This is a genomic window from Winogradskyella psychrotolerans (assembly GCF_018860545.1).
Taxonomy (GTDB): Bacteria; Bacteroidota; Bacteroidia; order Flavobacteriales; family Flavobacteriaceae; genus Winogradskyella; species Winogradskyella psychrotolerans_A.
In genome coordinates this window covers 67,120-93,205 of the sequence record NZ_JAHKPN010000042.1, presented here as the reverse complement: position 1 = coordinate 93,205, position 26,086 = coordinate 67,120, and the positions used below count along the sequence as shown (strand labels likewise).

The following is a 26,086-nucleotide window of genomic DNA, read 5'->3' as shown; positions in this document are numbered from 1 at the left end:
TTATTTTAAGCAACGTTTCCGTTGTATTCGTTCATATATTCTCTTACTATAAGACTATTAATCCGTCTTACATCCGTAGTATTAATATCAATCTTTTGTTCTTTTTTAAATTGGCTAACAACTAAACGCATCATCATTTTCTCTACATAACTCTCGTTTTCTAATAACTTAGAGTTTTGTAAAATCTCTTTATCTACTGCTGTTTTTAATCCTTTTAAGGCTTCAAACAATTTGCGTTCGCTATCTGTTAAAGGGTCTTTTTCCATTAAGCGTTTATGAATACGTGCATATTTAGCATCATAATCGTATTTCGCTTTCAGCAATTGGTTTTCACGTTCTAGCTTTTTTGCTTTATCATAAATAGCATTTAAGGCTTTTATGTTAGCTTCCATTTCTTCTTTAGTGACTTCACTTAAATTCTTCTTTTTAAATAAACGCTCTAGTTCTTCACGTAATGAAATAAATATAGGGTCTTTCTGGTCGAAGTTACCTGCTAACATTTCTCTTGTTTTACCTAAGGTGTTTTTCAGTTCGTCTGCCAATACCATTTCCTCTTCTTTCACTTTGGTAAAAGCAAAAATGACATCTTCTAAAGCGGTGTTTAAAATGTTATTGGTATCTACATTATTTTCTAAAGCAATTTTTGTATTTATTAAGGCTAATCTATCGTTAGTCAATCGTGCTAAAACCGATAGTTTTCTAAAGTCTAATTTTTCGAGTAATTCAAAATTACCAGACAAACGAATAAGGTTATATAATTCTTTTGAATTGTTTAAGACTTTAGCTATTTGACGAATTTCGGAACGTTCATTTATTTCTGAAATTTGTTCACCAAAAACAGTTGCGTTAGTCGTATCGTATTTAAATAGAACATCTTTAATTTCTTCAATCTCTTCCTTTATCTCTTCTGGTTTTTTAAATAGGTTAGAGTAATGTTGCATCTCATCGCCTAACTCGCTTTGTAACTCATTAAAGTAATCTTGATTGGTTTTATCAAACTCTTTCTGTATATCTGCAAAATCTACTACATAACCATATTTATGGGTTTTATAGGTTCTATTGACACGAGTCAATGTTTGCAGTAAATTATGCGATTTAATCTTTCTACCGATGTATAATTTTTTTAATCGTTTGGCATCAAAACCAGTCAATAACATATTGTAAACAAATAGTAAATCGAGCTTACCAACTTTAAAATCGGACACCCACTCTCTACGATCTTGTTTGGTGCCAATATCATGTAGAATAACCTGAGCTTTGTTTACTTTACTTTCTTCTTTTTTCTTGTAGCCATAACTAGCAGGTTCCTCTGCTGCTTCATTAAAAAGGAATGCCGGGTTTTCAGCATATTTAGTATCGAAAATCTCTTGCATCATTTTAGCCTGATCGGAAGAATCACAAACCACCATTCCTCCAATACTATAATCGTTCATAGAGATTCTAGCTTGTTCCATATCTTTAACAATATAGTCTAACATCGGCTCCACAAAGCGATGGTCTGCATAGAGTTTCTTTTTATCAATATTACCTTGTAATACCTTAATATTTTCCAATGCTTCTTGTAAAACCATCTTGTAATTGGTTTCAATCTCTTCACGAATTAATCGTAAAGTATACCCATCTTTTATAGATAGATTGTAATAATATTTATGAATATAATCGCCAAATAAGGTTTTAGAATTATACTCTGAACCTAACAATGGTGTTCCTGTTAAACCAATTTTAATGGAATGTTTATCTGCTAATTCTAAATTGGCTAAAAAACTACCTTTAGGGTTATAACTACGATGTACTTCGTCTAAAAAGAAAACGCGTTGTACACTTAAATTATAATCGTTGTTTTTTATAACATCAGGATCGTCTTTAAATTTCTGAATATTTACAACTGTAATTTCTGCTTTTCCAGAACTGTTGTGTATTACATTGGTCGATTTAATATCGCGACTAAATGCTTCTCTAGAATCTACTTTATGTACTACCAAACCACGTGCAGTAAACTCCTTTGCAGCTTGGGTTAATAAATCTAAACGATCTACAATAAAATAGAACTTAGGAATGATATTATGCTTCTGGAAATAATGAGTGAGGTGCTTTACATTAAAATACGCCAAAGCCGTTTTACCAGAACCTTGAGTATGCCAAATGATACCTTTTTTAATGCCGTTTTCCAACTTGTTCTCTATCGCTTTAGTTGCAAACAGTTGTGGATAACGCATAATGTGTTTTTCTAAGCCTTTCTCCTCTTCTACATAGGCAAAAGCATAACGTAGAATGAATTTTAAACGCTCTCTCTGAAATAAAGACGTAGAAATAGAATTGGTCGCTGTATTTGGGCTTTTATTAGATTGGTATTCTTTATTACTTTTTATACTGAGAAGATTCGTGTCTTTTAAGACAAAATTTTCACCCTCCTCAGGAAGTGGTTGAAGTAGCTTGTTTAAATCAAAGGTTTCTTCTTCTCTAAAATAATTGAAGATTGGTTTCTTATAATTTGTTGTGCTGTAAAAAGCACCTTCTAACATTTGCGTATCTTCATCACTATACTTCATGTTGTTTGAAAACACCATAAGTTGCGTTAGGTTGATAAACTTTCGGAATTTCTTATTCTGAAAACGGCGTTGCATACGTTTATGTTCATCTTGAACACCATTTCTATTGTTCGGTTTTTTAACTTCAATAAAAACCAAAGGCATTCCGTTTATTAAGAGAATAATATCTGGTCTAAAGCTTTCGTCGTCTTTATTATATGGTAATTCGGTAACAACGTGAAATGAATTATTATCAAAATTTTCAAAGTCAATAAGTTTTACTCCTGATTGATCGATGAGCTTATTATAGAAAGCACGTCCTAAGTCTTCATTTTCTAAGGATATAGAAATATCATCATATACTTTTTGAATGTCCTTTTCGGATAAATTGGAATTTATCTTTTCAATGCGCTCTTTAAAAATAGAAGTAAATATATTCGTATTTTCATCCCAATTACTATCCTTCAAAGAAAGGTATGTGTACCCTAATTGAATTAAATGTAGTATAGAAGGTATTTTAACTCTGGAATCTTCGTTGAATATCATACACAGTAAAGCCTATGTTTCAGACATAAGCAAATTGATTATTAATTTAGCTATCAACTAGGAGGTATTCTTAGGGATCATAAATATAACAAAATGAATCACTATACAAAATGAAAAACACAGTATTTACTAGAAGTTTAAAAAATTAAAAAAGCCCTTAGATTGGTTAGGGCTTTTTTTTAAATAAGATTTTAATTTTCTTCCTCTTCTGCAGGAGTACTTACCGCTCCATTTTCCAATTGTTCTTTTAAATCTCGTATTTTAATTTTGTTCTCTAATTCTTTAATAGTTTTTTCATTTTTATCTGTAAGAAGTGTTTTTCTTAAAGAATCTATAGCACCGAAATTAGCATCTCCTGATTTACCACTAACTGAATAAATACTTCCAAGTCCAGGATGCAGCTTAAATGTCATATTTCTTAAATTTGAAGGTGCTGGTAAAGTTATGCCTTCTTGTGGTATAGGTAAAGTAGCTTCACCAATGTTATTACCGGCAACCATGATCTTAAATTTTGCTCTCGCAGGTATGCGATAATAAAAACTGCCAATCGCATCATTTTTGCTTTTAGGGTTTTGAGAAATTGTATAATCAACAAGTTTGTCCAAGTAAACCAAATGTAATTCAACAGCAGCATCTATAGCACTAACACTATCATCATGAAAAGCCAATTTATCTGTAATAGTGATATCACTATTATGTGGATTAACCGTATAACTCCTTTTAAAACCTTTATCTTTCTTAAAGTTTAATAGTATAATTGGATTTTTTGGTTTAATTGTACTTGGATCCACTTCAAAATTGACAACTACAGCTTTAGAGACCACCGTTTTAGTAAACTTAGAAATGAGTGCATCTCGTGTAGACTTTAATTCTTTTATTCTATACTCTAACTGCGCTTGATTTATACCATCTGGTCCTTTTTCTAAAAGCGTATTAATTGATGTGTGAATATCTTTTATTCGTTTTAAATCAAGTCCTACATAATCAGGTAAATTACTACAAGGCTTTATGGTTCCACCTTTATTATAAGAACCTAAAAAAGAAACATTTCCAGCAATATCTTTTACAATGTTAGCGGTTGTGATAATGGCCGGAATAATTTGATCCTCATGAGTTATATCAGTTGATGATAATTCCCCATTCGCGGCATATTCAATAGAAAATTGACTTCTATTTAAAAACTTTTGATTAACATCTAATCGATAAATCTTTGATTCATCCAAATAAACATTATTGGTAATCACTGCACTTTTCACTTTGTAATTTTTGCCCTCCTTTATTTTATCCATATATGATTGAGGTATTCCCACACATGCTGCAAATTCAGAATAAACTCCTTTAGTAGTAGTTATCCTTTCAAGTGTTATTGCTACATTCAAATAGGTTTTTGGTAAAGCATAATAAAAACCAGCAGATGAAATAGTATTATTATCGACTGGATATGACTTAATTTGAGCACAAGAGGCTACGAAAATTAAAATAAAAAAAGAATAGAATAAATGTTTCATAATATATTAATTTAAAGGTGGTTGGTTAATAAAATCTTGTGATGCCATTGTAAAACCTACTGATATAGCAACTTCTTCTTTCAGCATTTGCTTCGCAAGTTCTTTTAAGAAATCTTTATAAGAGTCGTAAGTCTCTTCTTCAAATGTTTCAATAAAAACTTTATTAAATAGATTTGATGGTACAGATGTTCCATCACTTGTTGCTCCTACATAGATAATATCTAATACTGGCTTTTGCTTAAATTCTAAAACTATATCATGTGTTGTTATAATTCCATCTTCAAAATCTTTAGATAATTTTATCGAACTTCCAGAATTGCAACTTTCTATTATAAACAAAACTCTAGCTTTAACTTTTTGCGACAATAGAATATCATATATTTCGTCATCCAATACGATGTCGTCGTACATAATTAAAGTTTCATCTTCATTATCATTTGGGTTGTCAACTATTTCATCTCCACTGATATCATATAATTGACCTCCATGACCATAAAAATAAAAGACCATAAAATCATTTTCTTTTAAAGATTTTAATTCATTTTCAAATTTTGTAAGAAACTCTACTTTTGTTGGATTACTTATTTTTTTAATATCATTTCTATCAAAATCATTATCAATTAGTAAATCTTCAATGTTATCTATAAAACGATCTCCACCTTGAGTGTCATTACTATCATAATCTGGCACAATAGTGTCTTCAACACTAACTAAAAACGCATTTTTCCTTTCGCTTAAGTCATCATCATTACTTAAACACATAGTAAGGTCTGATAAAAATAAAAATACAGAAAGGTAGCTTATGAAAATTTTCATAATATGGTTGGTTTTGGTTAATACTCAAAATTAACAGTAAAATCCACACCAAACCATACCCAATAAAGGGTATATTACACCACAACAAACTCATTATCAGACAACACCACAGACACAGGCCTATGGTCACTAGAAATCGTCTTACTGTTAGAATCGGCATTCACCCGCTCAAAAATCTCATGTTCTACCTTGCCTGCTTTGGCATTCACTTGTAACGGAAAACTACCATTGCACAAAGGTTGGCTCACTAAAATATGATCGATAAGCAATGGGTTTTTACTGGCTGGAATTTTAAGAATAGGATCTCTATAGCGCGCGGTCCATCTCAGATCTTTAGCCACATCAAACAACACATGGTTAAAATACTTTTCAGCCATCAGGACTTCACCTTGCAGATTCTGTATCAAATCAAAAAACAGATAATTAGACTCAAAATAATCCTGCCCAGGACCATCATTACAATCTCCTAAAATCACTAAAGCAGGAGCTTCTAATTGTCTAAACTTCGCATCTACATAATGCCTAATATTTCGAGCTTCAGTAGCAAGTTTTACGCGGGCTTTTAAAGCAGTGTTCACATAAGCTCCAGTGAGGTTCTGCTCAGCATCGTAAGTAATGGGTTCTTTATTAATCTTAGATTTAAGATGCACTCCGATGCATTCAATTTCTTTACCATTATCTAATTTATAAATCAACACTTGCGGCTGACGGTAATGCTCATGATTATCGCGTTCAAACTGGCCCCAATAATTTACCTGCCAATTATCACCCCCAATAAAAGAGTGCCAAACTGCAGCGGCTTGTATACGGCATTGCGATAATAAAGAAGGCTTTACCAAATACCACACCCATTGCGTACCGCGCATATCGTAACCATAATCCCGATCCCGATCGCCAACCTCATCATCCGACCCCTTTAAAAGCACAGGCACCCAAGTATTATCTAAGACCTTATCGCAAAAGTCAATAATCTTAGCTTCCCCTTTTGGACCTTCAACAACCAATAGGATATCGGCATTAATTAGAGTTATAGTGTCTTTAACACGCCCCATCCGTTCTAAGAGATCTGCAGAGGGATCGTCTTCAATAAGTTGCTGACTGTGTTTAACATTCCAAGTTGAAATTTTTAATGACATAATGTGCTGATATGATGTTAACTAGTGGTAAAAATAATTATTATATATACAGCAAACCATACCCAGTACTGGGTAATCTTGCTAGCGTTTGTCAACAACGAATTATATAAATTCATACGGCTAAGGATACCGTATGTAAGGGATGTAATAAAACTACTAATAATAGTTAAGTCACTAATAATAAACAAGATAAAACACCAAATTCATCTTTATAATGCATTTTTCACATCATAAGAGGAAATAAAAGCCTCAACACCAAATCCCCCAATCCCCTAATCCCTAATCCCTATTCCCTAATCCCTAATCCCTAATCCCTAATCCCTACTTCCCCACAAAAAATCCCGCAAAGGAAACCAATGCGGGATTCAATCAAAACCTAAAGCCTATAAGCCAAAGGCCAAAAGCTAAAGGCGAATAGCCAAAACCTAGCCACCAACAGCGACTTTCATACTATGGCCTTGCGCAAGCTCATAAAGCTCACCATTCACCATCTGAAAAAAGACAATAGCCGTAGCGCCAAATAGAGCGGTCGTTACAGGAACTGGAGCAAACGCCGTTAAATCCGTCGTTAAACTCGTTGCAGCACCAACCATACCGCCAATGGCAATAGCATTGCTGTAAGACACAACACCAACACCATTAGGCTCATCTTCTACAGGCACATAGCCCTTAGTAGCATCATCCCACTCGTAATTACTCATATAACCAGCCGCTAAGGCGAGTTTAAAATGCGTAGCACCTGTGGGCATATTAACATAAGTATCAGTGTTAAAATCAGGAATGTCCCAAGTAACACTATCTCTACTCGCATTAATTATAGGGCCATCAGTAGGGGCGTTAAAATTAGCATCAAAAGGTTTAGAAATATTAAAATCCAGACCAATAAATTGCGTCACGTTATCAACAACATTATAAAGACGCTGACCACGCAAACCAACTCCACTGCCTACGATACCTCTAAACTTTCCTGTAACACGAGAACTGATATAAGAATCAGCAACCAATCGTGAAATAGATGCAAATGCAGATCTAAAAGCTTTACCACACTTGGCAGCTCCTCCAAATTCTTGCATGTTCTCGCGAGTTCTAATGTACTCAGGATCATTCATGATACGATTTCTACTAACACGGTTTTTCGTCTTTACAAAAGACTCACCGTTCTTTCTGTAAAAGGTCAACCCATCCAGGGTACCTTCTAATCTAATAAAAGAATTATTTCGTGCCATATGATTACGATTTATGATAGGTTGAGCTTTATGGCATTTAAGCCCAACCAATCTGGTTAACGCTGTTCAAACCATTTGAACATACGATAGATGAGGGAGTACAGTTGCAAACAATACCGGTAATTATTAGTAAGCAAATCCACAATTCACTAACCAACTGTTTTTCAAACATATATAAAATATTTTAAATCATAACTAACTCATTTTAAAGTATTTACAATAAAATCCTAAATTTTCAGAAAATTATCTAATACAACACCATTTTTTGAAACCTTTTTTGAAAAATTATCACCCACACCCGAATACCCCTTAAAAATATCATAAAAATGCATCCCCACCTTCTCAACCAACCCACAAACCTCTCAATAACAACAACTTAACCATCCCAAAACAGCACGCATCAAACTCCACACTTCACACTTTACACTTCAAACTCCCTCATCCCCACATCACAAGCATATCACAAGCATATCATAAGCGGGTCATAAGCGGGTCATAAGCGGGTAAGCTATAGTTTTTTCCTACAAGCCAAATACAAACGGTCCTTCACATGGCAGCTATTGAAATTACAATACCGCTATAGAATTAAAATTCACCAACCAAATTACAATTAAGGCTGACGTTAATTCTAACGCAAATGAAAGGAGATCAGTTGGGGAACAATGGAAAGGTTCAAAAAGTTTATGAACAAGAAATCACATAATAAATTCAAGTGATTGTCTTAATTTTACAACACAACCATTTTACAGCTATACATAGAGATTTACTGAAAGCCACTTTTCAAAAAGCTAAAACAGAAACACGATCTGATATCGTTACCCACCAATCAAAACACCTTTCAGATTTTATAGTTGAAGATTGTAAAGAACCGTATGGAGAATGAATACGACGAGACAACTACAATAAAACAATGAAATCGTCTGAAGAAAAAATTAAGATAAGAGCACACGTCGCAGATGCACTAAGTCATTATGTGGAATATGAAAATTATTTGGAATTTGTACATAAAAATAAATCCCAAAATCCCGTAAAAGAACTGAAGCCTAAAAACCTAGAAAACCCTCATAAAATAATTATGAGGGCTCTTACTGCGCAATTAATAATAAGGGAATATATTAGTAATTACTGCTTTACAATACGTTTAAAACCTACAACATTGTTAGAGTCTTGTATACGTAACACATAGATTCCTGAGGCTAGATTAGAAAGATCAAGTGTTTCTGTTCCGTTAAAGGTCATTACTTTAGCGCCAGACACATTATATACCGCCACCTGAGTCACTGCCGCATCTTTTAAGTCAACGTGAAGTAATCCTGATGTTGGGTTCGGATAGACAGCCATCGCCTGATCATCTTCTGTATAGTCAGGTGTTCCTAACACTTCAAGATCTATAGTATACTCCATCAATCCTAAGTCATAGGTTCCAACATATACGGTAACAGCATCATCCTCAAATTTGTATGATGCAGACGTAGATCCGATACTTAACAATTGTTCATTGTATATTGTATCCCAAGTCTCCCCATAATCTGTAGACGAAAACAATTCAAAAACAGTGAATTCGCCCGTATACTTCGTAGCCACCATCGCTCCTACGGTTTCTGTTGAAAAGGCTATTTTATGCACTGGCTTCGTTGATTTTTGAGTCCAAGTCACCCCAGAGTCCTCAGACATAAAGATACCTATTGATGTCGCAGCAGTAAATGTTCCTGGAGTCAATGGATCCTCTTGTAGATCGAAAATCATATCAGAATCCCCTAAGACCTCTAAACCTGTAGTTGAAGCTTCCCATGTACTACCATCATCCGTAGAACGGTAAACCTCAGTTCCTATAGGTAGTGTAATTGTCCCACTAGCATCGATAATAATACTATTAATATAATCTAGAGTCGGTAAACTGACATCAGTTATAACGACAGCATCTAAATCACTAAAATCAATTTTTTTAAATTGCGTTTCACCGGGATCATAACCTGCAAAAGCCACAAGTATTGTTTCGGTATTAGAAGGATAAGTTGCTAAAGCTGAGACTCTATTGGAATATACACTTAGTAATTGTGTACTGGTTAAACCATTATCTGTACTAATGTTAAAACTGCTTCCTATAAAACTAGACGAAAAACTATACATTCGGTTGGCGACATAGCTATCAATAAAATAAGAAGTCCCACCAGTAGAAAACGAATTTAAAGGCATTAAATTGATAGGTGTATCGTCTCCTGTAGACAAGTCTCTATGTACCATACCGTGCTGTACACCGTAGTATAAACTAGAATTGGCTCCATCCGAAAAAATAGCATTTGTCCCTGTACTTGCAAAGTAAGGACTAACAATAGCACTGACCGTCTCACCACCATCATTGGAGAACAACGGAATATAATTAGAACTAATCACAATCTCATCAGAGTTATTAGGGTTATAACTAGCATTTAAACCGTAATAATAACTATCGGTGTTATCATATGGATAAACATAGTTGACAAACGTAGTACCTCCATCTTCGGAAATCACGATTTCATTTTCTTCTAACACAATGATTTGCAACGGATTATTTTCGTTAAATTTAATAGCTACAATATTTTCTAATATCCCTGCGGTCCAAGGCATAGGCACGGCACTAAACGTTGCACCTCCATCTGTAGATTTAAATACATTTTCTGGTGTCTCACCAAAACTAATACCGGTACCTACATAGATGGTTTGATCATCTGATGGATCAAAGGCTATAGTACTCAACACATTCCCAGACAAGGCTACGGTATACGTGAGCCCTGCATCTGCAGAGACAAATAAACCACCATCAATATCGGTACTTCCATTACCTCTGACTAAATATACAGTATCGGGATCTGAAGGACTTATAGCGACGTCATTTAAAAAAACAGTATCATAATCATTGGTATAATAGATCATATCCCAAGTGATTCCTCCATCAGCTGTATAGAATACTTTCGATTCTCTATCCCAACCTACAGGAAAATTAGTATCTATAATAAGCACATCCATATTGCCATCATAAAAATCATAAGAAGACACATGTGCGAAGTCATCTTGATTTGGCACAGGAAACATTTTTACTACAGTTTCTGAAGTTAAATCATAAACCAAAACAGCATTTTCTGTCGAGTTTGGCGCATAAAGTAAAAAGGTTAAAGCCGTGCCATCTGCAGACAACTTTAATTGACTTACAAGTGCGTTATCCACTAAATCTAAGGTATAGAAAATAGACCAGGTGGCTCCATTATCTTCCGAAACCACAATATGGTTTCCTATGGTAATGCCGTAAATCTTGTTGGGTATATTGGCATCATAGGTAAGGTCGAATATTCTACCGTAGTCTGTAGACCCTGTAATTTCAACTTGAGCAAAAGTGTACTGCACTGCAACTACGAGTACCAATAATAAGCGTGTAATGTTTTGTATCATAATGAATCGTTTTAGTGAACTTCAATATTCTCCAATACTAATTACAATTACTAAATTTTTCAAACAATTAGTGCGACAGTAAAAATAAAAAGTGTGACATTAATACTTAAATATCTGATAAATAACGATATAAGTCCGAACTCTCTGAGAGTCCCATTTTCTGACTTATGCGCTCTTTGCGCTTTCTAGAAGCGACTGCGGTGATATTAAAGAGCGACGAAATCTCTTTATTGGTAAGATCCATATACAAATAACTGATGTAACGAATATCATTTGCCGTTAATTCTGGGTGGCGTCGTTTGAGTTCGGAAATAAAATTTTGGTTGACCTCTTCAAAATGCTTTAAGAAGCTTTCCCATTCATTATCATTTTTTAATAGACTTTTTAACTCTTTTATTTTGCGGGTAAGAAAGACGTTTTTAGAAATTTCAGTTTGACTAGACAAGGAATTAATCACCTCCTTTAGCAATTCATTTCTACTAGAGATCTGTAAGGCTTTGGCAGCTAATTTTTGATTTTGCGTCTCAATTTCATTTTTAAGCTTTTCTTGTTCTAATAGTAAAAAGGCTTCTTTAGCATGCAATTGCTTTTCTAGCACCAGATTATCACTCTTTTCTTTTTCAAGTTCTAAGGCTATAATTTCCTGACTTCTATCGTGTAGTATTTTGCGTTGTTTGTTTTTAATGAAACTATTCCGTAAGGCCCAAGATATTAACACAATAACCAACGCACAAAAGCCCAACAAGGTATAGAGTCTTGCACGTTCTTCGCGCTGCTCGGCACTGCTTTGCTGCAATTCACGACGGTAGTTAGCAATTTCAAATTTTACTTTATTGGCTTCAAAAACACGGCCATTCTTTATGGTAAACAAGGAGTCATTAAGTGCAATAATAGAGTCTTTGGCCACAAGCGCTGCATCCATTAGTCCTTGCGCTTTATACAATTTGGCCAACTGCTCATAGGTTGAGATTTTAAGGTCTGGATTTAGCGCTGCTTCACGCGCTTCTTCTGCATAGGTAATGGCTGATGTCAGCTCTCCCTTTTCCTGAGACACATCAGACAATACTTTAAGTGTCGAAATCTTTTCTTCTGTAAATTCAATAGCATCTAAACTCGGCAATACTGTTTTAGCCAAGGTTTCGGCCCCCTCTAAATCCCCACGCTTATAATAGTTTTCAGCTAAGGCTATATCTACTAAAAGGATTAAATTGGCACGACCTTTAAGACGTTCTTTGGCCTCTTCCAAATATGCCACAGCTTCATCTAACTTGTTGAGCTCATTTGCCGCAAGCCCTAAATTAACAGCATACAGTCCTATTTTAACCGTATCATCGTGTTCTTTTGCCATGAGATAAGCCTTATAAAAATAAGCTTCCGCTTTTTCAGGCTCTCCCTCTTTACTGTATAGAATGGCAATATTGTTTAAAACGGTCATTTCCTCATTTTCATCGAGGTGCTTAAGAGCAATGGTATAGGCTTCTAAGTAATAGTCTAACGCCTCACCATAATCTAACATGGAATAGTAATTGGCTCCAATATTGTTTAAGGCTAAGAACTGTTGTTTGTACCAATGGTTATCTTCGGCAACGGTACGTACTTCAGTTAATAGTTCAAGAGACGTCCCGTAATCCTTGTTGCTTCGGGCGGCAATACCTTCAATTAACAAACTGTCTAATCGTTCTGTTTGCTGTGCACTGAGCACCATACTAAAAAGAATAACAACTCCCGTTACAATTCGCTTCATACTTTGTATACCTGTAGGTTTTGGGCTTATAGCTAAAGCGATAAATATAGTTTTTTTTTAGTTCAAGAAAAAACGAGACTCTAGCTTCAGCCCCCTTTTTCTATAAGGCAATATAATTGTACCCATTTAAAAAAGTGTTAATTCTACACCTCTTATCCCTTCAGTTTGCATGACGTTCTAATAAATTTTCTTCAGGTTGAGATGGTCACTGAACAACAAGCCAATGCCACACCTAAGTCAACTCACCTCTACACGTAAATGACTAACATTTAAACCTTTTAAGTTAAAGCACTAACAACTAAACGGCTAAATTTATAGTGAACTTTAAAAAACAATCTTATGAAAACGACATATCACATCATAGCTTTAGCGCTTTTGACAGCTTCTTTTTCATGTAAAAATGAAACCTCAAAAGAAAGTACAGAAACTAGAAATCCGATGAATGAAGAACTCACCGATACTCGTAATTACCAGAAAGATGGAAATTTTGAAGAAGACGTTTATACTTACGAGGAAAAAACTGGTGACATAGACCAAAACTGGAATCTTAACGATCCTGAACGCCAAATGCGTTTATTTGCACAATTTGAATTCAGTAACGATCAACAACAACGTTATGAAATGGCACTTGACAATTGGATGACTTCGGATACCGAGAATCCTTATGAAAAACTTTCGGCTAACGATCGTATAGATGCTGAAGCTGATATTCTAAAGGATATTTTAAGTGACGACCAGTTTGATCATTATAAGGAATGGGCTAATGCTAATGATAAGCGTTAATCACTAATCCATAATCGTATTGGGTTTAATAATTAATTATGGATATCGAAAAATTAATAGGCATTTTAGCCGGATTATTTACCACCATTGCTGTTTTACCACAAATCCTGAAAGCCGTAAAAACAAAACAGGTTAATGATGTTAGTCCTTGGATGTTTGTTATTCTTTGTCTGGGAGTTGGTTTGTGGACCGTTTATGGCATTTTAAAAACCGATTGGCCTATTATCATTACCAACGGCTTATCTTTTATTTTAAACGGTATCATGCTCAAAATTGTATGGTTTCAAGAGTCCAAATGAGTTGAAACTATATTTAGATTACATCTCTTCTTTTTCTTTCTCAATCTCTTCATCTAATGCTTCATTAGACAACATAGGGTGGTCTTTACCTAAACCTATAATAGCAATGAGATTAGTAATGGCACGGTATAACATGAGTATAACTGTGATCATCATACCGCTTATGATAGAAGTCGATGCTAAGGTTATCCAGTAAATTACCGAATACCAGTTCATAGGAACATTGTCTGATTCTATAATAGGAATATTAAAAAATTGAAATAATATCAGAGCTGCAATAAATAATATGACATTGAATTTTGCAATATTAAGCACCTGCTGATAATGCAGTTTTTTTAAGGTCATATCAGAACCAAAACTTACACTTAGTAATGTTAGCAATAAAGCCATAATCGTTGCAGAAGCCAATACGATGGTATTACACAACATATTGAGTCCATTTAAAGACTCTTTCAATAAATGTTTCGCTTCGTAGCCAGAGACATTGCCCAACATAAAAATACCAGTACCGGTAAATATCGTAGCGATGAGCCCTCCATAAATGGCATTCTTATTTTCTTTAAAAAAATCAAACATATAATTCTTGGGTATTCACGTCACTCAATAAGCGTGGTTCAACCTCTTTATTACTGTCGTTGTGAATGACAGATACATCTCCTGTGCTTTCAAAAATAACAGCTTTCACTTCCTTAAAATCGTGAACATTTGCCTCTCTTAATTTTGCAATGAGATCGTCTTCACCCACATTACAAGCTTTAAGGCGTTTGTATAATATTTTGCCATTCCACATAATGATTTGTGGCTTATTGGTAAACCAACGTTGAAAAAATGAATTGGTCCGCACCAAGTAAGAAAACAAAGTTTGGAATCCTATAATAGCGGTTAATACGATTCCACCTTTTAATAATGAATAGTCTGAATTTAGAATAATAGACGCCAATACCGAACCGACTGCAATAGTGGAGGCAAAATCGAAACTGGACATTTTCGCAAATGTACGTAGTCCAAAAACACGCGTAATTATAATAATAATTGTGAATATGCCGAGTACTGAGGCAATCAACCATAAAGAGTCTTCAAAAGTCATAATAAAAGTGTTTAGTTAAGTGATAAAATTACATGGATTGCAGCATTTTCATTAATCCTATTCATTTAAAAAATAACTGCATTCCTACTTCTAAAACCATAACGATGTTTGACTTACGAATTGAGGCAATGATTTTTTTTATTGAGGAAAACCGTTCTTATCGTCTCAATTATATTTGAGTCTATTGAAATAATTAATAGCATTTAATTATGAAAACAATCGCAAAACAACTACCATTATTTAAAACCGTAGATGAGGCGTATAAAGATTTTATTTTAACCCAAAAGCACCCTTGTGTGATGGCGAAGACCTTATTTATGACTAATAATTATCACCTAAATGTCTATCGCTCTTCAACTAAGACAGAAGACTTGGGTGACCTATTAAAGGATTTGGAAGCGTTTATTGATCAGTATGACTTTGATTCGAATTCATTTGAATCCTTTTTAGCGGTCTTTCCATCTGAACATTACGACTCTGAGCTGGATTTTGAGAACCAACTATGGCAAACGTTACAACAGTTGCATGAATTAGATGATTGTGAGTGGGATGCGTCGGTGAGCGATGACCCTGAAGATCCTACGTTTAGTTTTAGTTTAAAAGGCCATGCTTTTTACATTGTAGGCCTTCATCCTAATAGTTCTCGACTCGCCCGTCAGAGTCCATATCCCACCATAGTTTTTAATTTGCACACGCAGTTTGAACAATTAAGAGCCATGGGAAGCTATAAAAAAGTTAAAAAACGCATTAGAAAACGGGATAAAAAACTGCAAGGACATATTAATCCTGTGCTTAAAGATTTTGGAAAAGATTCAGAAACCAAACAATATTCGGGCAGAGCTGTTGATAGCCGTTGGAAATGCCCTTTTCATAAAACCACTAAAGTCGTATGACACCAACAATAAATATTATACATAAACAATCTGGAGCCGCTTTTATGCTCAAAAAGAATGACATCCTCACTGTCATAGACCCTATGGGAGGCCAAGTGAGTGATATGGTTGTCTTTAATGCCGAAGATTATAAAGAAAAACTATCGTCAGGAAAATCTTTGGATTTTGAAGAATGTATATTACTGACTAAAGGCCACTTTCTGTGGTCTAATCGTTCACAGAAATTGATGAAAATTTTAGAAGACACTAATGGTCGCAACGACTTCCTCTTAGCCCCGTGTAGTCCTGAAACCTTTAAAATTATGTACAATTATGAAGGAGAGCATCCCAGCTGTCTCGGTAATTTACAGCACCACTTACAACCGTATGGTATTGAAGTTGATGATATACCCACGGCCTTTAATATTTTTATGAATGTGCAGTTTGATTCCGATGGGCAGCTCTTTGTAAAACCACCGACTTCAAAGGCTGGAGATTATATTCAGTTTCAAGCACAAATGGATGTTTTAGTTGGACTTACCGCTTGCTCTGCAGAAGACAGTAATGGTGGCACGTTTAAACCCATTCACTATTATATTGAAACACAACCCAAACACATAAAACGACCACGTTAAAATTTACAGCTCAGGCTTTATAAATCAATTATTAATTTAAATTCTATAAGATGACAAAAGATAAAAAAGACCATCCAGAAACAGAACATGAAAAACGCTTACATCAAAATGCAACAGATGAGAAAGGCGTTTTAAAAGATGACCACTATAACCAGTATGGTAAACAAAATGAAACACGACGCGAACGCGTCGAAAAATTAAAGGATGATTAATCGCATTATTTATGACTATTAAAAAAGTCCAATCTTTTAAGGATTGGACTTTTTCATGCGATTTATACGCTCAATAATGTTGTGATTAATCGTCTAGATTTATGTTGGCTTTATCTGAAATTTGAGTTTCTGGGATGGAATTAAAAAATTCAGATAATTCTAAATTGGCACTTGGACCATAGCCTATAAGCATGGTTCCTTTTTCTCCTTTATTGGTTTCAATAATGTATAAAATTGACATGTCTGATGGATTACTCATCCCTTCGTAGCGGTGTTCGGCTACAATGTGAATATCTTTAGGTGTATAAGTATGTGAGGAATCGTTCCCAATCAATGTACCATCTTTAAAATGAAATCCTGCTGTATACCCTTTAGATTCATAAATGTCTAGATAGTCTTCTTCGTGTTTTGCAAATTCATTTTCCATAATTGTATGATTTTAGGTTTCTTACAAGGTATTTGTAATTTACTTTAAAGACTAACCATATCAATTTTCTTATTGACTGAAATGCATCAAAATCCATTTATAATCACTAAAACGATCTACTTTTGACTTCTGCAGCTATTTCACAACGATTTAAATAAACATAAAGGTATCTTCATCTTTATTAAAGGCTCTAGTAATCATTGTTTTCGGTATCGTATCACTATTTAATTTGTTGGTAGTGAGGTTTTGATTTTTTCTTCGAAAGAATAAATTCTTTAATACTTGTAGTCGTTTCATAGCACATGCAATTTGGTGTTTATAAAGATACGAATCAAATTGCTATTTTAGATGTCTTATTCAAACATAAACCACCGATAACTAAAGATTTAGCACTAGCTTAACATTGTCTTAGAATTAAGTTAAAATTTAGAGGCATAATTTTATTTTAATTCCAAAAGCATCAAATTTTGTTAGCAATAATGCTTTTACCTAAAACGTCTTATACAGTTGCACCTCTATTTGCTGAAATTCTACATGGAAAACCTCACAAAAAAGTATAAGACAGAAAAAAGGCAACTATCCCTAATTGCCTTTATCACCATTGTACCCATTTAATATAATATCCCCTACAATATTACACCTCTATTGGATATCGGTTTCTTAATTATGTCTTTATATTATATAACCCCTAAATCTTTAGTGATAGCTACTAAGTGAATGGCATTATTGGCTTTAAATTGTTCCCGAAGTTTGTTTAAACGTTTCTCAATAGTACTTAAGCTATTAGGATGTATACCATTGGATTTTAGAATGGTACTGATGTCATCTTGAGATTGTCCTTGAGATAACATTTTTAATAAGGTGACATCATAATCGTCTATTTCTAATTGCGACTTTGGACTCAATGCTTTTTCTACCTGTGGTGAAACATAAACTTTTTTATTATAAACAGCTTGTATAGCCTCTGCTAATTCCACAGCTCCTTTTCTGTCTTTACACACATACGCATTAATGTTATACGTCTTAATTAGTGCCCGAATTTTTTGCAACTGATCTTTCATAGAGTACACAATAATGGGTAAGTCTGGAAAGTCGATTCGTATTTTTTCGATTAAGGTTTCACCCGAACCTAAATTAGTCGCTCTATGATCTCTTTTAAAGGAGAGATCAGTTATTATTAAATCAAATTGATTTTTTTCTAATGCTGCTTTCTTTAATTTTAAATACGCCTCATCACAATATTGCGATGTCTCAACAGATTCCACATTCAATTCACCTAATATCTTGGTGATATTAGAAAGAATAGCATCGTGATCTTCATTAATTAAAACGTTCTTAAACATGGTTAAATCGTTATTTTAACTTTAAACCCTTTATTCGGATTTGTTTCAAAAGTAATACTTCCATTTATGGATTGAATACGGTTTTCCGTATTTTGAAGTCCAACCCCTTTTTTTAATTCGCTTCCAACCCCATTGTCACTATAGTTGATACGAATTTTGTTATTTTCTTTTTTAAACATAATCACCACTAAAGAGGCAAAACTGTGCTTTTTCATATTGATTAAAAGCTCTTGTAACACCCTATAAATAGCCACTCTTTTTAATTGAGGCACATGATCCCAAGACACCTCTGACATCCCTTTAATAATCACACTTGTAGCATTATCGTTAAAACTTTCAATCAACTCATCGAGGTGGTCTTTAAAAGGGTATTCTGTACTTAAATCACTATGCTTTTTGGAAATATCTCGTGTTTTATAATACAAATCGTGTAGGTCATTTAGAAGGACCTCATTTTTCACTTCTTGATTTTCAAGTTTAGACATCACTTGAAATACTCCGTTAGCAACTTCATCATGAATTTGTTTAGAAATCCGTGATTCCGTATCAAAAACTTGCTGTAAATTTTCCTTTTTGTGTTTCGCTTTCAGTATGAAGTATATAAATATTGAACCTAATGCTATAAATGAAGCGATTAAAATTGCATAAACAGTTCTAGATTCTTGCTGTTCTTTTTCAAGCTGACTTTGTAATGCTTTTCTTTTGTATTCCGAATTATCATATTTAAGTAATGCGAATGTGTTCAAACTCTCTTTTTCTGAAGCATAGAGACTGTCATTTAACTTTTTGTAAGCTCTAGCATAGGCATCATCACTTACATCAACTAACAAGCCTAGAGCATCATTTTTATAAGCATCTGAATTTATAATCTCTGCAAGTTCGAGTGATTTTAACGCATACTTTTTTGATTCTTCTACATTATTAAGTCTATAATAATATTCTGCTAAATGTGCATAACTCGTATATATTGTGGAGGTATCATTTACAGATTCTCTTAATTCTAAAGCCTTATTCATTGCATTGATGCCATTCGCTGTACTAATTTTAGACTCAATAACCCCATAATTATCTATGATTAAAGCCTGTGTGATTGTATCCGTGATTCTTGGAATTAAGTTATAGGCTTTACGTATTTCCTTTTGGGCATTATCAAGATCATCAAACGCTTTATAAACCACTGAAAGGTTATTGTAAATTTTAGCACTGTCTGAGGGGGATTCTGAGATTTTTAAAGCATTGCTATAAAGCTCTATTGCTTTTTGCTGGTTTTGTTGTTCACTATACATTAAACCCAAAAGGTTATAGAAACTTTTTCGTGTAGAAATCGTATAGTTAGAGCTCTTTAAGGTATCTAAATGATTTAAGGCCTTAACAGCCATTTCCTCACTTTTTATATATTCACCTTTCTTGTAAGCTATACTCGCCATATAATATAAATAACGAATAGCAATATTGATATCCCCTGTCTTTACAACCTTTTCATAATTTTTATTGAAATAGTTTTCTGACTTTATTAAATCAGTGGCATTTTGAGGCTTCAAGGCTAAAGTTTTATAATAGTTTAAACTATCACTTACTTGTTGTCCAAAAGCACTTTCAACATTTGTAAACGCTATGGTAACTGTGATTAAAAAAAAGGCGAATAATGCGTATATTGGTTTCATTCCTCTAAAATAATAACAATATGTTAGTTATCCTCCATTTCAGGTTAGAGGTGATGGTTCTAGTTCACTTTTTTTTAATTTAACAATCTTATTTATCAAGATATTATAATACCTTTCAGCTAGAATCCTAACGCTTGTTGATTTTCTATGTAATTTAACTTTAATGAAATCACTGAAACAAAAAATTGGTCTTGTATTAGGACCTTTATTATTTATACTCATTATCCTTTTCTTTCATCCTGAAGGTTTAAGTGAATCTGCCAATGCTATTTTAGCCTCAACGTCTTGGGTTGCTGTTTGGTGGATAACTGAAGCAATTTCTATACCTGTTACAGCATTATTGCCTATTGTATTGTTTCCGTTGTCTGGTGGACTTTCACTAAGTGAAACCACAGCTTCTTATGGTCACAAATACATATTTCTATTCTTAGGAGGATTTATACTCGCCATTGCCATAGAAAAATGGAATCTACATAAACGTATTGCCTTAAACATCATTAGCATTGTTGGCACTAATGTGAGTCGTATTATCCTTGGATTTATGGTCGCCACAGCGTTATTATCCATGTGGATTTCTAATACCGCTACAGCCGTTATGATCTTACCGGTGGGTATAGCTATTGTTTTACACCTTCAAGATAATCCTAAAACAAAAGCCAATGAAAATTTAATATTTGGTAAGGCCTTAATGTTAGCTATTGCCTATAGTGCCTCTATTGGTGGCATGGCTACTTTAATTGGTACACCACCAAACTTAGTACTCGCTGGTATTGTTGAAAGCACCTATCATACTGAAATTAAATTTTCGCAGTGGTTTATGTTCGGCTTTCCTATAAGTGTCGTTCTATTGATTATTTGTTGGGTGTACTTAACGCGTTTTGCCTTTAAATTTGAACAAAAAGAGTTTCCTGGAGGGCAACAAGAAATTAAAAATCAACTTAAGGCTTTAGGAAAAATATCATATGAGGAAAAAGTGATACTAATCATCTTTACCATTACGGCCATTGCATGGATTTCCAGATCGTTTCTATTAACTTTATGGTTACCTGCAATTGACGATACTATAATTGCTATAATGGCTTCCATTCTGTTATTTATAATTCCAAATAAAGGGAATAATCGTGCTTTAGTCACGTGGGAAGATGCTGTAAAATTACCTTGGGGAATTTTGTTATTGTTTGGTGGTGGTATGGCACTAGCTATAGGATTTGAATCTAGCGGCTTAGCCATCTGGATTGGGAGCCAGCTCACCACCTTAATTGGTGTATCGCTTTTTATACTCTTATTGGTATTAATTGCTTCCGTTAATTTTCTTACCGAAATAACGTCGAATATGGCCACAACAGCAATGCTATTACCCGTTTTAATCTCATTAGCAGCAGTAATTAATGTGCATCCTTATATATTACTAGTAAGCGCTACTTTAGCGGCCTCATGCGCATTTATGCTCCCTGTAGCCACTCCACCGAATGCCGTTGTATTTGGGTCGGGGTATTTAAAAATAGAAGACATGGTGAAGAAAGGGGTTTGGATGAATGTTATTTCAATCCTGCTGGTGACCTTAATCGTTTATTTTATACTGCCCTTAATTTGGGACTTAAGTTAAGTTCTAAATATTTAGTCGACTATACACCATAGATTTATAACTTTCACCAATTGGGATTCTTTCGTCTTTAAGTATGATCCTATTTTTTTGAATCGACGTAATTTTATTGACATTAACTAGGTAAGAGCGATGTACTCTTATAAACATGTTCTCAGGTAATTTAGATTGCATTTCTTTAAAACTCATTAAGGTTAAAATGGGTTTTGTATTGTCGGAATGAATCTTTAAATAATCCTTTAAACCTTGAATATGTTTTATATCTTTAATATCTATTTTTAAGTTCTCGTATTCCGATTTAACAAAAATGAAATCGTCTTCGTGCGTTGGTGTTTCACCACCTGCTGAAGACACGTTAAACGATGACGTTACATCATTTAATTTCATCATTTCTTTTACTCTGTTCACTGCTTTTATAAATCTAGGAAACGGAATTGGTTTCACTAAATAATCAATCGCATTAAGATCAAATCCTTCTAAGGCATATTCGGGATACGCTGTTGTAAAAATAAAATGAGGCACCTTTCCTTCTAGCGATCGAATTAAATCTATACCTGAAATATTAGGCATTTCAATATCCGAAAACACCAAATCAATTTGGTTATTATTTATAAATTCTAAGGCTTCAATAGCATTTGTAAATGTATTAATGACCTCTACTGCACCTAATGCCTGACAGTACGATTCAATAACATCTATTGCCAATGGCTCATCATCAATTATTATGCATTTCATTGTCTTTAAGGTTTAAGGTGAGATGCACTCTGTAATACGCATTATCTTCTTCAATGGTTAAGTCGTGATTATTTTTATACAAATAATTAAGTTGATTTTTAATATTCTCTAATCCGACTCCAGAGTTTTTATCGTCACGTTTATATAAGCCAATTATATTCTCAACATTTAGGCTTAATTTATTATTATCCACGACTATTTTTATATCTATATGTGTATTTCCTTTATAGTCCGTGCCATACTTAAAAGCATTTTCTATAAATGAAATTAACAATAAAGAATAGATTTTTAAATTTCTTGTTTCACCTTTTATGTTAAGTTTAACAGCTTCAGTATTTTTCAGTCGTAATCGTTGTAATGCGATATAATTTTTAATATAATTGATTTCCTTTTCTAGTGTTACCTGATTGTTTCCTGCTTCATAAAGCATGTAACGCATCAGTTCTGAAAGTGTAATAACAGCTTCTGGTGCATCATCTGATTTACTTCTCACTAAAGCATAAATACTGTTAAGGGAATTGAATAAAAAATGAGGATTTAACTGGTTTCTTAAAAATTGTAGCTTAATTTCCTTTTGTTCATTTTCTAGTTCTTTGGACAAACGATCTCGTTTATAAAAATCCACAACCAGACTAAAAATACCTCCTAGGAGAAAAATAGATAACGAAAATACTACTGGTATGGCATGTCGCATTCCAAAAGGTCCTCCTGGTGGTTTTGGTGGTTGCATTCTATTTCGAAAACCTTCTGCAATAGTATTTGTGATTAGCTCTGTACTTATATAATTATAAAGTGCTAAAAACAGAATTGACACAACGATATACAGAATCAACTTGCGTTTTAGCAATATATAAGGCACAAAAACTAAATAGTTGACATAAAACAAAATTGGTCGCATTAATTGCCTTAGGTATAAATCCGAGGGAATTTCACCTAAGTCAATATACGCTGTTAATAAAGGGAATATACTTACACATAACCATACTACAACGTGTACTATTAACTCTTTATAAGAAATATTTTTTGTTAGCATGGCATGGCGTAATAACTGAATTAATTTTTCTTGTAACTTATAGCATAAGCATTTAGATCCATTATACTTATTACTGGCATTTTATCTTCTGAGAGCTTACGTATTACAAGATTGCCTATTTTCTCTGCGTCTTCTTTAGAGGTAAAACCTTGTCTACCTTTTACCGCTGGGATATATTCTTGACGGATAAATAAACTACCTTCATTATACACTTCATATATCCAGGAACTATCTTGCTCTATGACTTGTAGTGAAAATGAATTATTATCATAACTCGTATTGGTCTCCTTACTTCCAAATTGAAAATAAAAAAATACCATAATTAAGATTATAATTCCTAATAAAACAGTTTTATAGTTATAAATCTTTTTCATTTCTTTTCTTGTTTTAAAAAAAAGAGCCAGAATTAATGAAGGATATCAACATAATCCTGACTCTCAGTTGGCTATTAACCATCAATCACAAAAGTAATAGCCTCTCAATCAATCAATCTAAACAATTCTCTTTTATTTTTTAATTATCATCGTCATCTTGTTCTTCAGTAGGGAAAAACTCCATGTTATCATCTAAATATAACGTTCCATTTCTACCTAAAGCGACAAAGGCACGCGCCCCATCACTAAATGCGATAGCATCACGTCTAGCATAAAGTTCAAAAGCTGTTCTTTCTACCCAAGATTCAGTTGAAGGTGTATATTCATACACTGTACTTAAACTACCTGAATATTCACCACAGGCAACATATCCTTTACCGTCAATTGTAAAAGCAACCGCATTAGATCTGTACACATAATCATCATCATCTTCGTCTATATCCTCAAGCTGAGTCCAAACTTCAGTATTTAAATTAAAAGACCAGAAATCTAACTCATATACTCCATTACTTATTCCTGTTCCCAAATATACTTCATCACCAATGGTAAACGTTACACCATCTCTTCTTTTATCACCTCCAAAACCGAAAATTTCTTCCCATGAATCTGACGTAGGGTTGTATCTCCAGAAGTCTTTTTTATCACTTCCGTCATAACCTGTACCTACATAACCATATGAATCTGAACCAAAACCTACAGCTCCATATCGTGCTGAACCGCCAAAATCTGCAATGGATGTCCAACTGTTTGTACCGACATCATATTTATAAAAATCCGATAATTCATCATTAGAATCACCATTGTAACCTGTTCCAATATAACCATCATCACCAATAACAAAAGTTGTTGCAGAGCTTCTTTCTATACCAGGAAAATCTGATAATTGCTGCCAAGAATTGGTATCCATATTATAGCCCCAAAAATCGTTGTAATAATCACTCCCATCATAACCTGTACCCATATAACCAATATTTCCAATGGTAAAGGCGGCAGAACTACTTCTTGCTTCCTCATTAAAGGTAGATTTCTTTACCCAGTTTCCTAAGGTATCGTCATCGTCATCGTCACTATTACAACTAGAAAACAATGCCAACACGGCACCTAAATAAAGCATTCTTATGGCTGATTTACTATTCATTTTTCTCATTTTACTTCTTATTTATATTAAAACTAATTCCTATATTCAATGCTACTGATTCGTTAGAATCAAAATCATAAATTGTATTGTCGTTATCTATTAAACTAAGTTCACTTGCCATAGTATAGCCCATATTGAAATAGGTAGACCAATTGTCATCAAAATGAAACTTGTAGCCCAATCCTAATTTCACGGCTTTAAATTCTAGCTTAGAATTATACACTACACCATCAGTTTCGGTTCTGAACCCTGAGACATTATTAGCGTAAATAGATTCTGGTTCTGCTTTAAAATCTAGACTACTTTGGGCATTTAACTTATAAAAAACACCGGTGACAGGTAGTCCTATTTCGTATCTTAATTTTTCACTGACATTTTGAGAATAAGACACTAAGGGGTAAAAATTAGGTGCTCCAAATAATGATCCATAACCTGCTCCCAATTTTAAAGTCGATTTAAGGCCGTCATTATCCCAAGTTTTGAGAAAATTTACGGCATAATTCAATACAAAATCATCAGTAGAAATAGCCTCATTAAATGTTGATGATACATAAGGAGCCACTGTCAGATTTAAATCCCAATTATTAACCAAATTAGTCTTATACCTAGCATACAGCTCAACACTGTGCAATTCATTAAACGCACTATAATCATGAAACCTATCATAATCCTCAAAATCTAAACTATGATTTGTATAATCCACACCAAACCCAAATGTTGAACTATTTAATAGAGACGTAAAATCCATGGCTACAGATTTATGTTCTAATTGAATATCATTCAAATTCAAGTAATTCCCATAATCGAGAGCCAATAAATCTCCTGAATCCGTCGTAGTGAACATTTTTTGCCCATAAGACACCATAGAGACTAAGCTAAAGGTTAAATAATATAATGTGTTTTTTCTCATCGGGTGCTAACTTACTACCACAATCTTTTACATCAATTACA

General features: G+C 33.8%; 25 protein-coding genes. 7 read left to right on the top strand and 18 right to left on the bottom strand.

Features of this window, described 5'->3' with window-relative positions:
• Positions 1-5: 5 nt before the first annotated feature.
• From KO515_RS14460 to KO515_RS14440, 5 genes are all read right to left on the bottom strand, one after another.
• Complete coding sequence (locus tag KO515_RS14460) at positions 6-3,074, bottom strand: type I restriction endonuclease subunit R (protein ID WP_215937051.1); 3,069 nt, start codon at positions 3,072-3,074, stop codon at positions 6-8.
• Positions 3,075-3,265: 191 nt separating this feature from the next.
• Positions 3,266-4,582, bottom strand: coding sequence for a DUF4831 family protein (locus KO515_RS14455; protein ID WP_215937050.1), 1,317 nt, complete (start codon positions 4,580-4,582; stop codon positions 3,266-3,268).
• A gap of 6 nt (positions 4,583-4,588) precedes the next feature.
• Positions 4,589-5,398 (bottom strand): caspase family protein, encoded by an 810-nt coding sequence (locus KO515_RS14450; RefSeq protein WP_215937049.1) that lies wholly within the window; start codon positions 5,396-5,398, stop codon positions 4,589-4,591.
• 74 nt (positions 5,399-5,472) lie between these two features.
• Positions 5,473-6,534, bottom strand: coding sequence for a hypothetical protein (locus tag KO515_RS14445; protein ID WP_215937048.1), 1,062 nt, complete (start codon positions 6,532-6,534; stop codon positions 5,473-5,475).
• 425 nt (positions 6,535-6,959) lie between these two features.
• Positions 6,960-7,760, bottom strand: coding sequence for a hypothetical protein (locus KO515_RS14440; protein WP_215937047.1), 801 nt, complete (start codon positions 7,758-7,760; stop codon positions 6,960-6,962).
• 712 nt (positions 7,761-8,472) lie between these two features.
• Here KO515_RS14440 and KO515_RS14435 point away from each other — a divergent pair.
• Positions 8,473-8,643, top strand: a complete 171-nt coding sequence (locus KO515_RS14435) for a hypothetical protein (RefSeq protein ID WP_215937046.1) — start codon at positions 8,473-8,475, stop codon at positions 8,641-8,643.
• 239 nt (positions 8,644-8,882) lie between these two features.
• Here KO515_RS14435 and KO515_RS14430 read toward each other — a convergent pair whose 3' ends face one another.
• Positions 8,883-11,186 carry a T9SS type A sorting domain-containing protein gene (locus KO515_RS14430; RefSeq protein WP_215937045.1) on the bottom strand — a complete coding sequence of 768 codons (2,304 nt, stop codon included), beginning with the start codon at positions 11,184-11,186 and terminating at the stop codon, positions 8,883-8,885.
• 106 nt (positions 11,187-11,292) lie between these two features.
• Positions 11,293-12,930, bottom strand: a complete 1,638-nt coding sequence (locus KO515_RS14425) for a tetratricopeptide repeat protein (RefSeq protein WP_215937044.1) — start codon at positions 12,928-12,930, stop codon at positions 11,293-11,295.
• Positions 12,931-13,269: 339 nt separating this feature from the next.
• Between KO515_RS14425 and KO515_RS14420 the strand changes: the two genes are divergently transcribed.
• Positions 13,270-13,713 carry a hypothetical protein gene (locus KO515_RS14420; protein ID WP_215937043.1) on the top strand — a complete coding sequence of 148 codons (444 nt, stop codon included), beginning with the start codon at positions 13,270-13,272 and terminating at the stop codon, positions 13,711-13,713.
• Positions 13,714-13,751: 38 nt separating this feature from the next.
• The gene (locus KO515_RS14415) at positions 13,752-14,012 is read left to right on the top strand and encodes a SemiSWEET family sugar transporter (RefSeq protein ID WP_215937042.1); all 261 of its coding nucleotides are present in this window, start codon (positions 13,752-13,754) and stop codon (positions 14,010-14,012) included.
• An 18-nt stretch (positions 14,013-14,030) separates the two neighbouring features.
• On the opposite strand, the gene KO515_RS14410 is transcribed toward KO515_RS14415, so the two are convergent.
• Together KO515_RS14410 and KO515_RS14405 are read right to left on the bottom strand one after the other, a co-directional pair.
• Positions 14,031-14,588: a hypothetical protein gene (locus tag KO515_RS14410; protein ID WP_215937041.1), complete on the bottom strand. Its 558-nt coding sequence runs from the start codon at positions 14,586-14,588 to the stop codon at positions 14,031-14,033.
• A complete protein-coding gene (locus KO515_RS14405; protein ID WP_215937040.1) occupies positions 14,581-15,099 on the bottom strand; it encodes a DUF421 domain-containing protein in 519 nt (172 codons plus the stop codon). Before KO515_RS14405 ends, KO515_RS14410 begins: the two co-directional genes overlap by 8 nt.
• 209 nt (positions 15,100-15,308) lie before the next feature.
• Between KO515_RS14405 and gntA the strand changes: the two genes are divergently transcribed.
• Genes gntA through KO515_RS14390 form a run of 3 tightly spaced genes read left to right on the top strand, consistent with a single transcriptional unit; the run spans position 15,309 to position 16,818 of the window.
• Positions 15,309-15,992, top strand: a complete 684-nt coding sequence (gene gntA / locus KO515_RS14400; RefSeq protein WP_215937039.1) for a guanitoxin biosynthesis heme-dependent pre-guanitoxin N-hydroxylase GntA — start codon at positions 15,309-15,311, stop codon at positions 15,990-15,992.
• Entirely contained in the window at positions 15,989-16,606 is a 618-nt protein-coding gene (locus tag KO515_RS14395) for a DUF1989 domain-containing protein (RefSeq protein ID WP_215937038.1), read from the top strand. Before gntA ends, KO515_RS14395 begins: the two co-directional genes overlap by 4 nt.
• A 50-nt stretch (positions 16,607-16,656) precedes the next feature.
• Positions 16,657-16,818 (top strand): hypothetical protein, encoded by a 162-nt coding sequence (locus KO515_RS14390; protein ID WP_215937037.1) that lies wholly within the window; start codon positions 16,657-16,659, stop codon positions 16,816-16,818.
• An 85-nt stretch (positions 16,819-16,903) separates the two neighbouring features.
• Here KO515_RS14390 and KO515_RS14385 read toward each other — a convergent pair whose 3' ends face one another.
• The 4 genes from KO515_RS14385 to KO515_RS14370 all read right to left on the bottom strand — a co-directional run bounded on the left by KO515_RS14385 (position 16,904) and on the right by KO515_RS14370 (position 20,252).
• On the bottom strand, positions 16,904-17,245 hold the full coding sequence (locus KO515_RS14385) for a hypothetical protein (RefSeq protein ID WP_215937036.1): 342 nt from the start codon (positions 17,243-17,245) through the stop codon (positions 16,904-16,906).
• A gap of 150 nt (positions 17,246-17,395) precedes the next feature.
• Positions 17,396-17,542 carry a hypothetical protein gene (locus KO515_RS14380; RefSeq protein WP_215937035.1) on the bottom strand — a complete coding sequence of 49 codons (147 nt, stop codon included), beginning with the start codon at positions 17,540-17,542 and terminating at the stop codon, positions 17,396-17,398.
• 380 nt (positions 17,543-17,922) lie between these two features.
• Positions 17,923-18,588, bottom strand: a complete 666-nt coding sequence (locus tag KO515_RS14375) for a DNA-binding response regulator (protein WP_215937034.1) — start codon at positions 18,586-18,588, stop codon at positions 17,923-17,925.
• Positions 18,589-18,590: 2 nt separating this feature from the next.
• Positions 18,591-20,252, bottom strand: a complete 1,662-nt coding sequence (locus KO515_RS14370; RefSeq protein WP_215937033.1) for a tetratricopeptide repeat-containing sensor histidine kinase — start codon at positions 20,250-20,252, stop codon at positions 18,591-18,593.
• A 163-nt stretch (positions 20,253-20,415) separates the two neighbouring features.
• Here KO515_RS14370 and KO515_RS14365 point away from each other — a divergent pair, with 163 nt between their 5' ends.
• Positions 20,416-21,858, top strand: coding sequence for an SLC13 family permease (locus KO515_RS14365; protein WP_215937032.1), 1,443 nt, complete (start codon positions 20,416-20,418; stop codon positions 21,856-21,858).
• Between the two features lie 3 nt (positions 21,859-21,861).
• Here the strand turns inward: KO515_RS14365 and KO515_RS14360 are convergent, their stop codons facing one another.
• The 5 genes from KO515_RS14360 to KO515_RS14340 form a co-directional block, all read right to left on the bottom strand.
• Entirely contained in the window at positions 21,862-22,590 is a 729-nt protein-coding gene (locus tag KO515_RS14360; protein ID WP_215937031.1) for a LytR/AlgR family response regulator transcription factor, read from the bottom strand.
• The gene (locus tag KO515_RS14355) at positions 22,571-23,623 is read right to left on the bottom strand and encodes a sensor histidine kinase (protein ID WP_215937030.1); all 1,053 of its coding nucleotides are present in this window, start codon (positions 23,621-23,623) and stop codon (positions 22,571-22,573) included. Before KO515_RS14355 ends, KO515_RS14360 begins: the two co-directional genes overlap by 20 nt.
• A 20-nt stretch (positions 23,624-23,643) precedes the next feature.
• A complete protein-coding gene (locus KO515_RS14350) occupies positions 23,644-23,997 on the bottom strand; it encodes a DUF4907 domain-containing protein (RefSeq protein ID WP_215937029.1) in 354 nt (117 codons plus the stop codon).
• A 139-nt stretch (positions 23,998-24,136) separates the two neighbouring features.
• Positions 24,137-25,135, bottom strand: a complete 999-nt coding sequence (locus KO515_RS14345) for a Kelch repeat-containing protein (protein WP_252723884.1) — start codon at positions 25,133-25,135, stop codon at positions 24,137-24,139.
• Positions 25,136-25,145: 10 nt separating this feature from the next.
• A complete protein-coding gene (locus KO515_RS14340) occupies positions 25,146-26,045 on the bottom strand; it encodes a DUF6268 family outer membrane beta-barrel protein (RefSeq protein WP_215937027.1) in 900 nt (299 codons plus the stop codon).
• Positions 26,046-26,086 lie beyond the last annotated feature (41 nt).

Coding starts and splice junctions, on each gene's coding strand:
- KO515_RS14360 (WP_215937031.1), bottom strand. CDS start 22,590: ATGAAATGCATAATAATTGATGATGAGCCATTGGCAATAGATGTTATT.
- KO515_RS14455 (WP_215937050.1), bottom strand. CDS start 4,582: ATGAAACATTTATTCTATTCTTTTTTTATTTTAATTTTCGTAGCCTCT.
- KO515_RS14450 (WP_215937049.1), bottom strand. CDS start 5,398: ATGAAAATTTTCATAAGCTACCTTTCTGTATTTTTATTTTTATCAGAC.
- KO515_RS14365 (WP_215937032.1), top strand. CDS start 20,416: ATGAAATCACTGAAACAAAAAATTGGTCTTGTATTAGGACCTTTATTA.
- KO515_RS14425 (WP_215937044.1), bottom strand. CDS start 12,930: ATGAAGCGAATTGTAACGGGAGTTGTTATTCTTTTTAGTATGGTGCTC.
- KO515_RS14430 (WP_215937045.1), bottom strand. CDS start 11,186: ATGATACAAAACATTACACGCTTATTATTGGTACTCGTAGTTGCAGTG.
- KO515_RS14420 (WP_215937043.1), top strand. CDS start 13,270: ATGAAAACGACATATCACATCATAGCTTTAGCGCTTTTGACAGCTTCT.
- KO515_RS14460 (WP_215937051.1), bottom strand. CDS start 3,074: ATGATATTCAACGAAGATTCCAGAGTTAAAATACCTTCTATACTACAT.
- KO515_RS14410 (WP_215937041.1), bottom strand. CDS start 14,588: ATGTTTGATTTTTTTAAAGAAAATAAGAATGCCATTTATGGAGGGCTC.
- KO515_RS14350 (WP_215937029.1), bottom strand. CDS start 23,997: ATGAAAAAGATTTATAACTATAAAACTGTTTTATTAGGAATTATAATC.
- KO515_RS14445 (WP_215937048.1), bottom strand. CDS start 6,534: ATGTCATTAAAAATTTCAACTTGGAATGTTAAACACAGTCAGCAACTT.
- KO515_RS14345 (WP_252723884.1), bottom strand. CDS start 25,135: ATGAATAGTAAATCAGCCATAAGAATGCTTTATTTAGGTGCCGTGTTG.
- KO515_RS14395 (WP_215937038.1), top strand. CDS start 15,989: ATGACACCAACAATAAATATTATACATAAACAATCTGGAGCCGCTTTT.
- KO515_RS14380 (WP_215937035.1), bottom strand. CDS start 17,542: ATGAAACGACTACAAGTATTAAAGAATTTATTCTTTCGAAGAAAAAAT.
- gntA (WP_215937039.1), top strand. CDS start 15,309: ATGAAAACAATCGCAAAACAACTACCATTATTTAAAACCGTAGATGAG.
- KO515_RS14340 (WP_215937027.1), bottom strand. CDS start 26,045: ATGAGAAAAAACACATTATATTATTTAACCTTTAGCTTAGTCTCTATG.
- KO515_RS14390 (WP_215937037.1), top strand. CDS start 16,657: ATGACAAAAGATAAAAAAGACCATCCAGAAACAGAACATGAAAAACGC.
- KO515_RS14355 (WP_215937030.1), bottom strand. CDS start 23,623: ATGCTAACAAAAAATATTTCTTATAAAGAGTTAATAGTACACGTTGTA.
- KO515_RS14375 (WP_215937034.1), bottom strand. CDS start 18,588: ATGTTTAAGAACGTTTTAATTAATGAAGATCACGATGCTATTCTTTCT.
- KO515_RS14440 (WP_215937047.1), bottom strand. CDS start 7,760: ATGGCACGAAATAATTCTTTTATTAGATTAGAAGGTACCCTGGATGGG.
- KO515_RS14385 (WP_215937036.1), bottom strand. CDS start 17,245: ATGGAAAATGAATTTGCAAAACACGAAGAAGACTATCTAGACATTTAT.
- KO515_RS14405 (WP_215937040.1), bottom strand. CDS start 15,099: ATGACTTTTGAAGACTCTTTATGGTTGATTGCCTCAGTACTCGGCATA.
- KO515_RS14415 (WP_215937042.1), top strand. CDS start 13,752: ATGGATATCGAAAAATTAATAGGCATTTTAGCCGGATTATTTACCACC.
- KO515_RS14370 (WP_215937033.1), bottom strand. CDS start 20,252: ATGAAACCAATATACGCATTATTCGCCTTTTTTTTAATCACAGTTACC.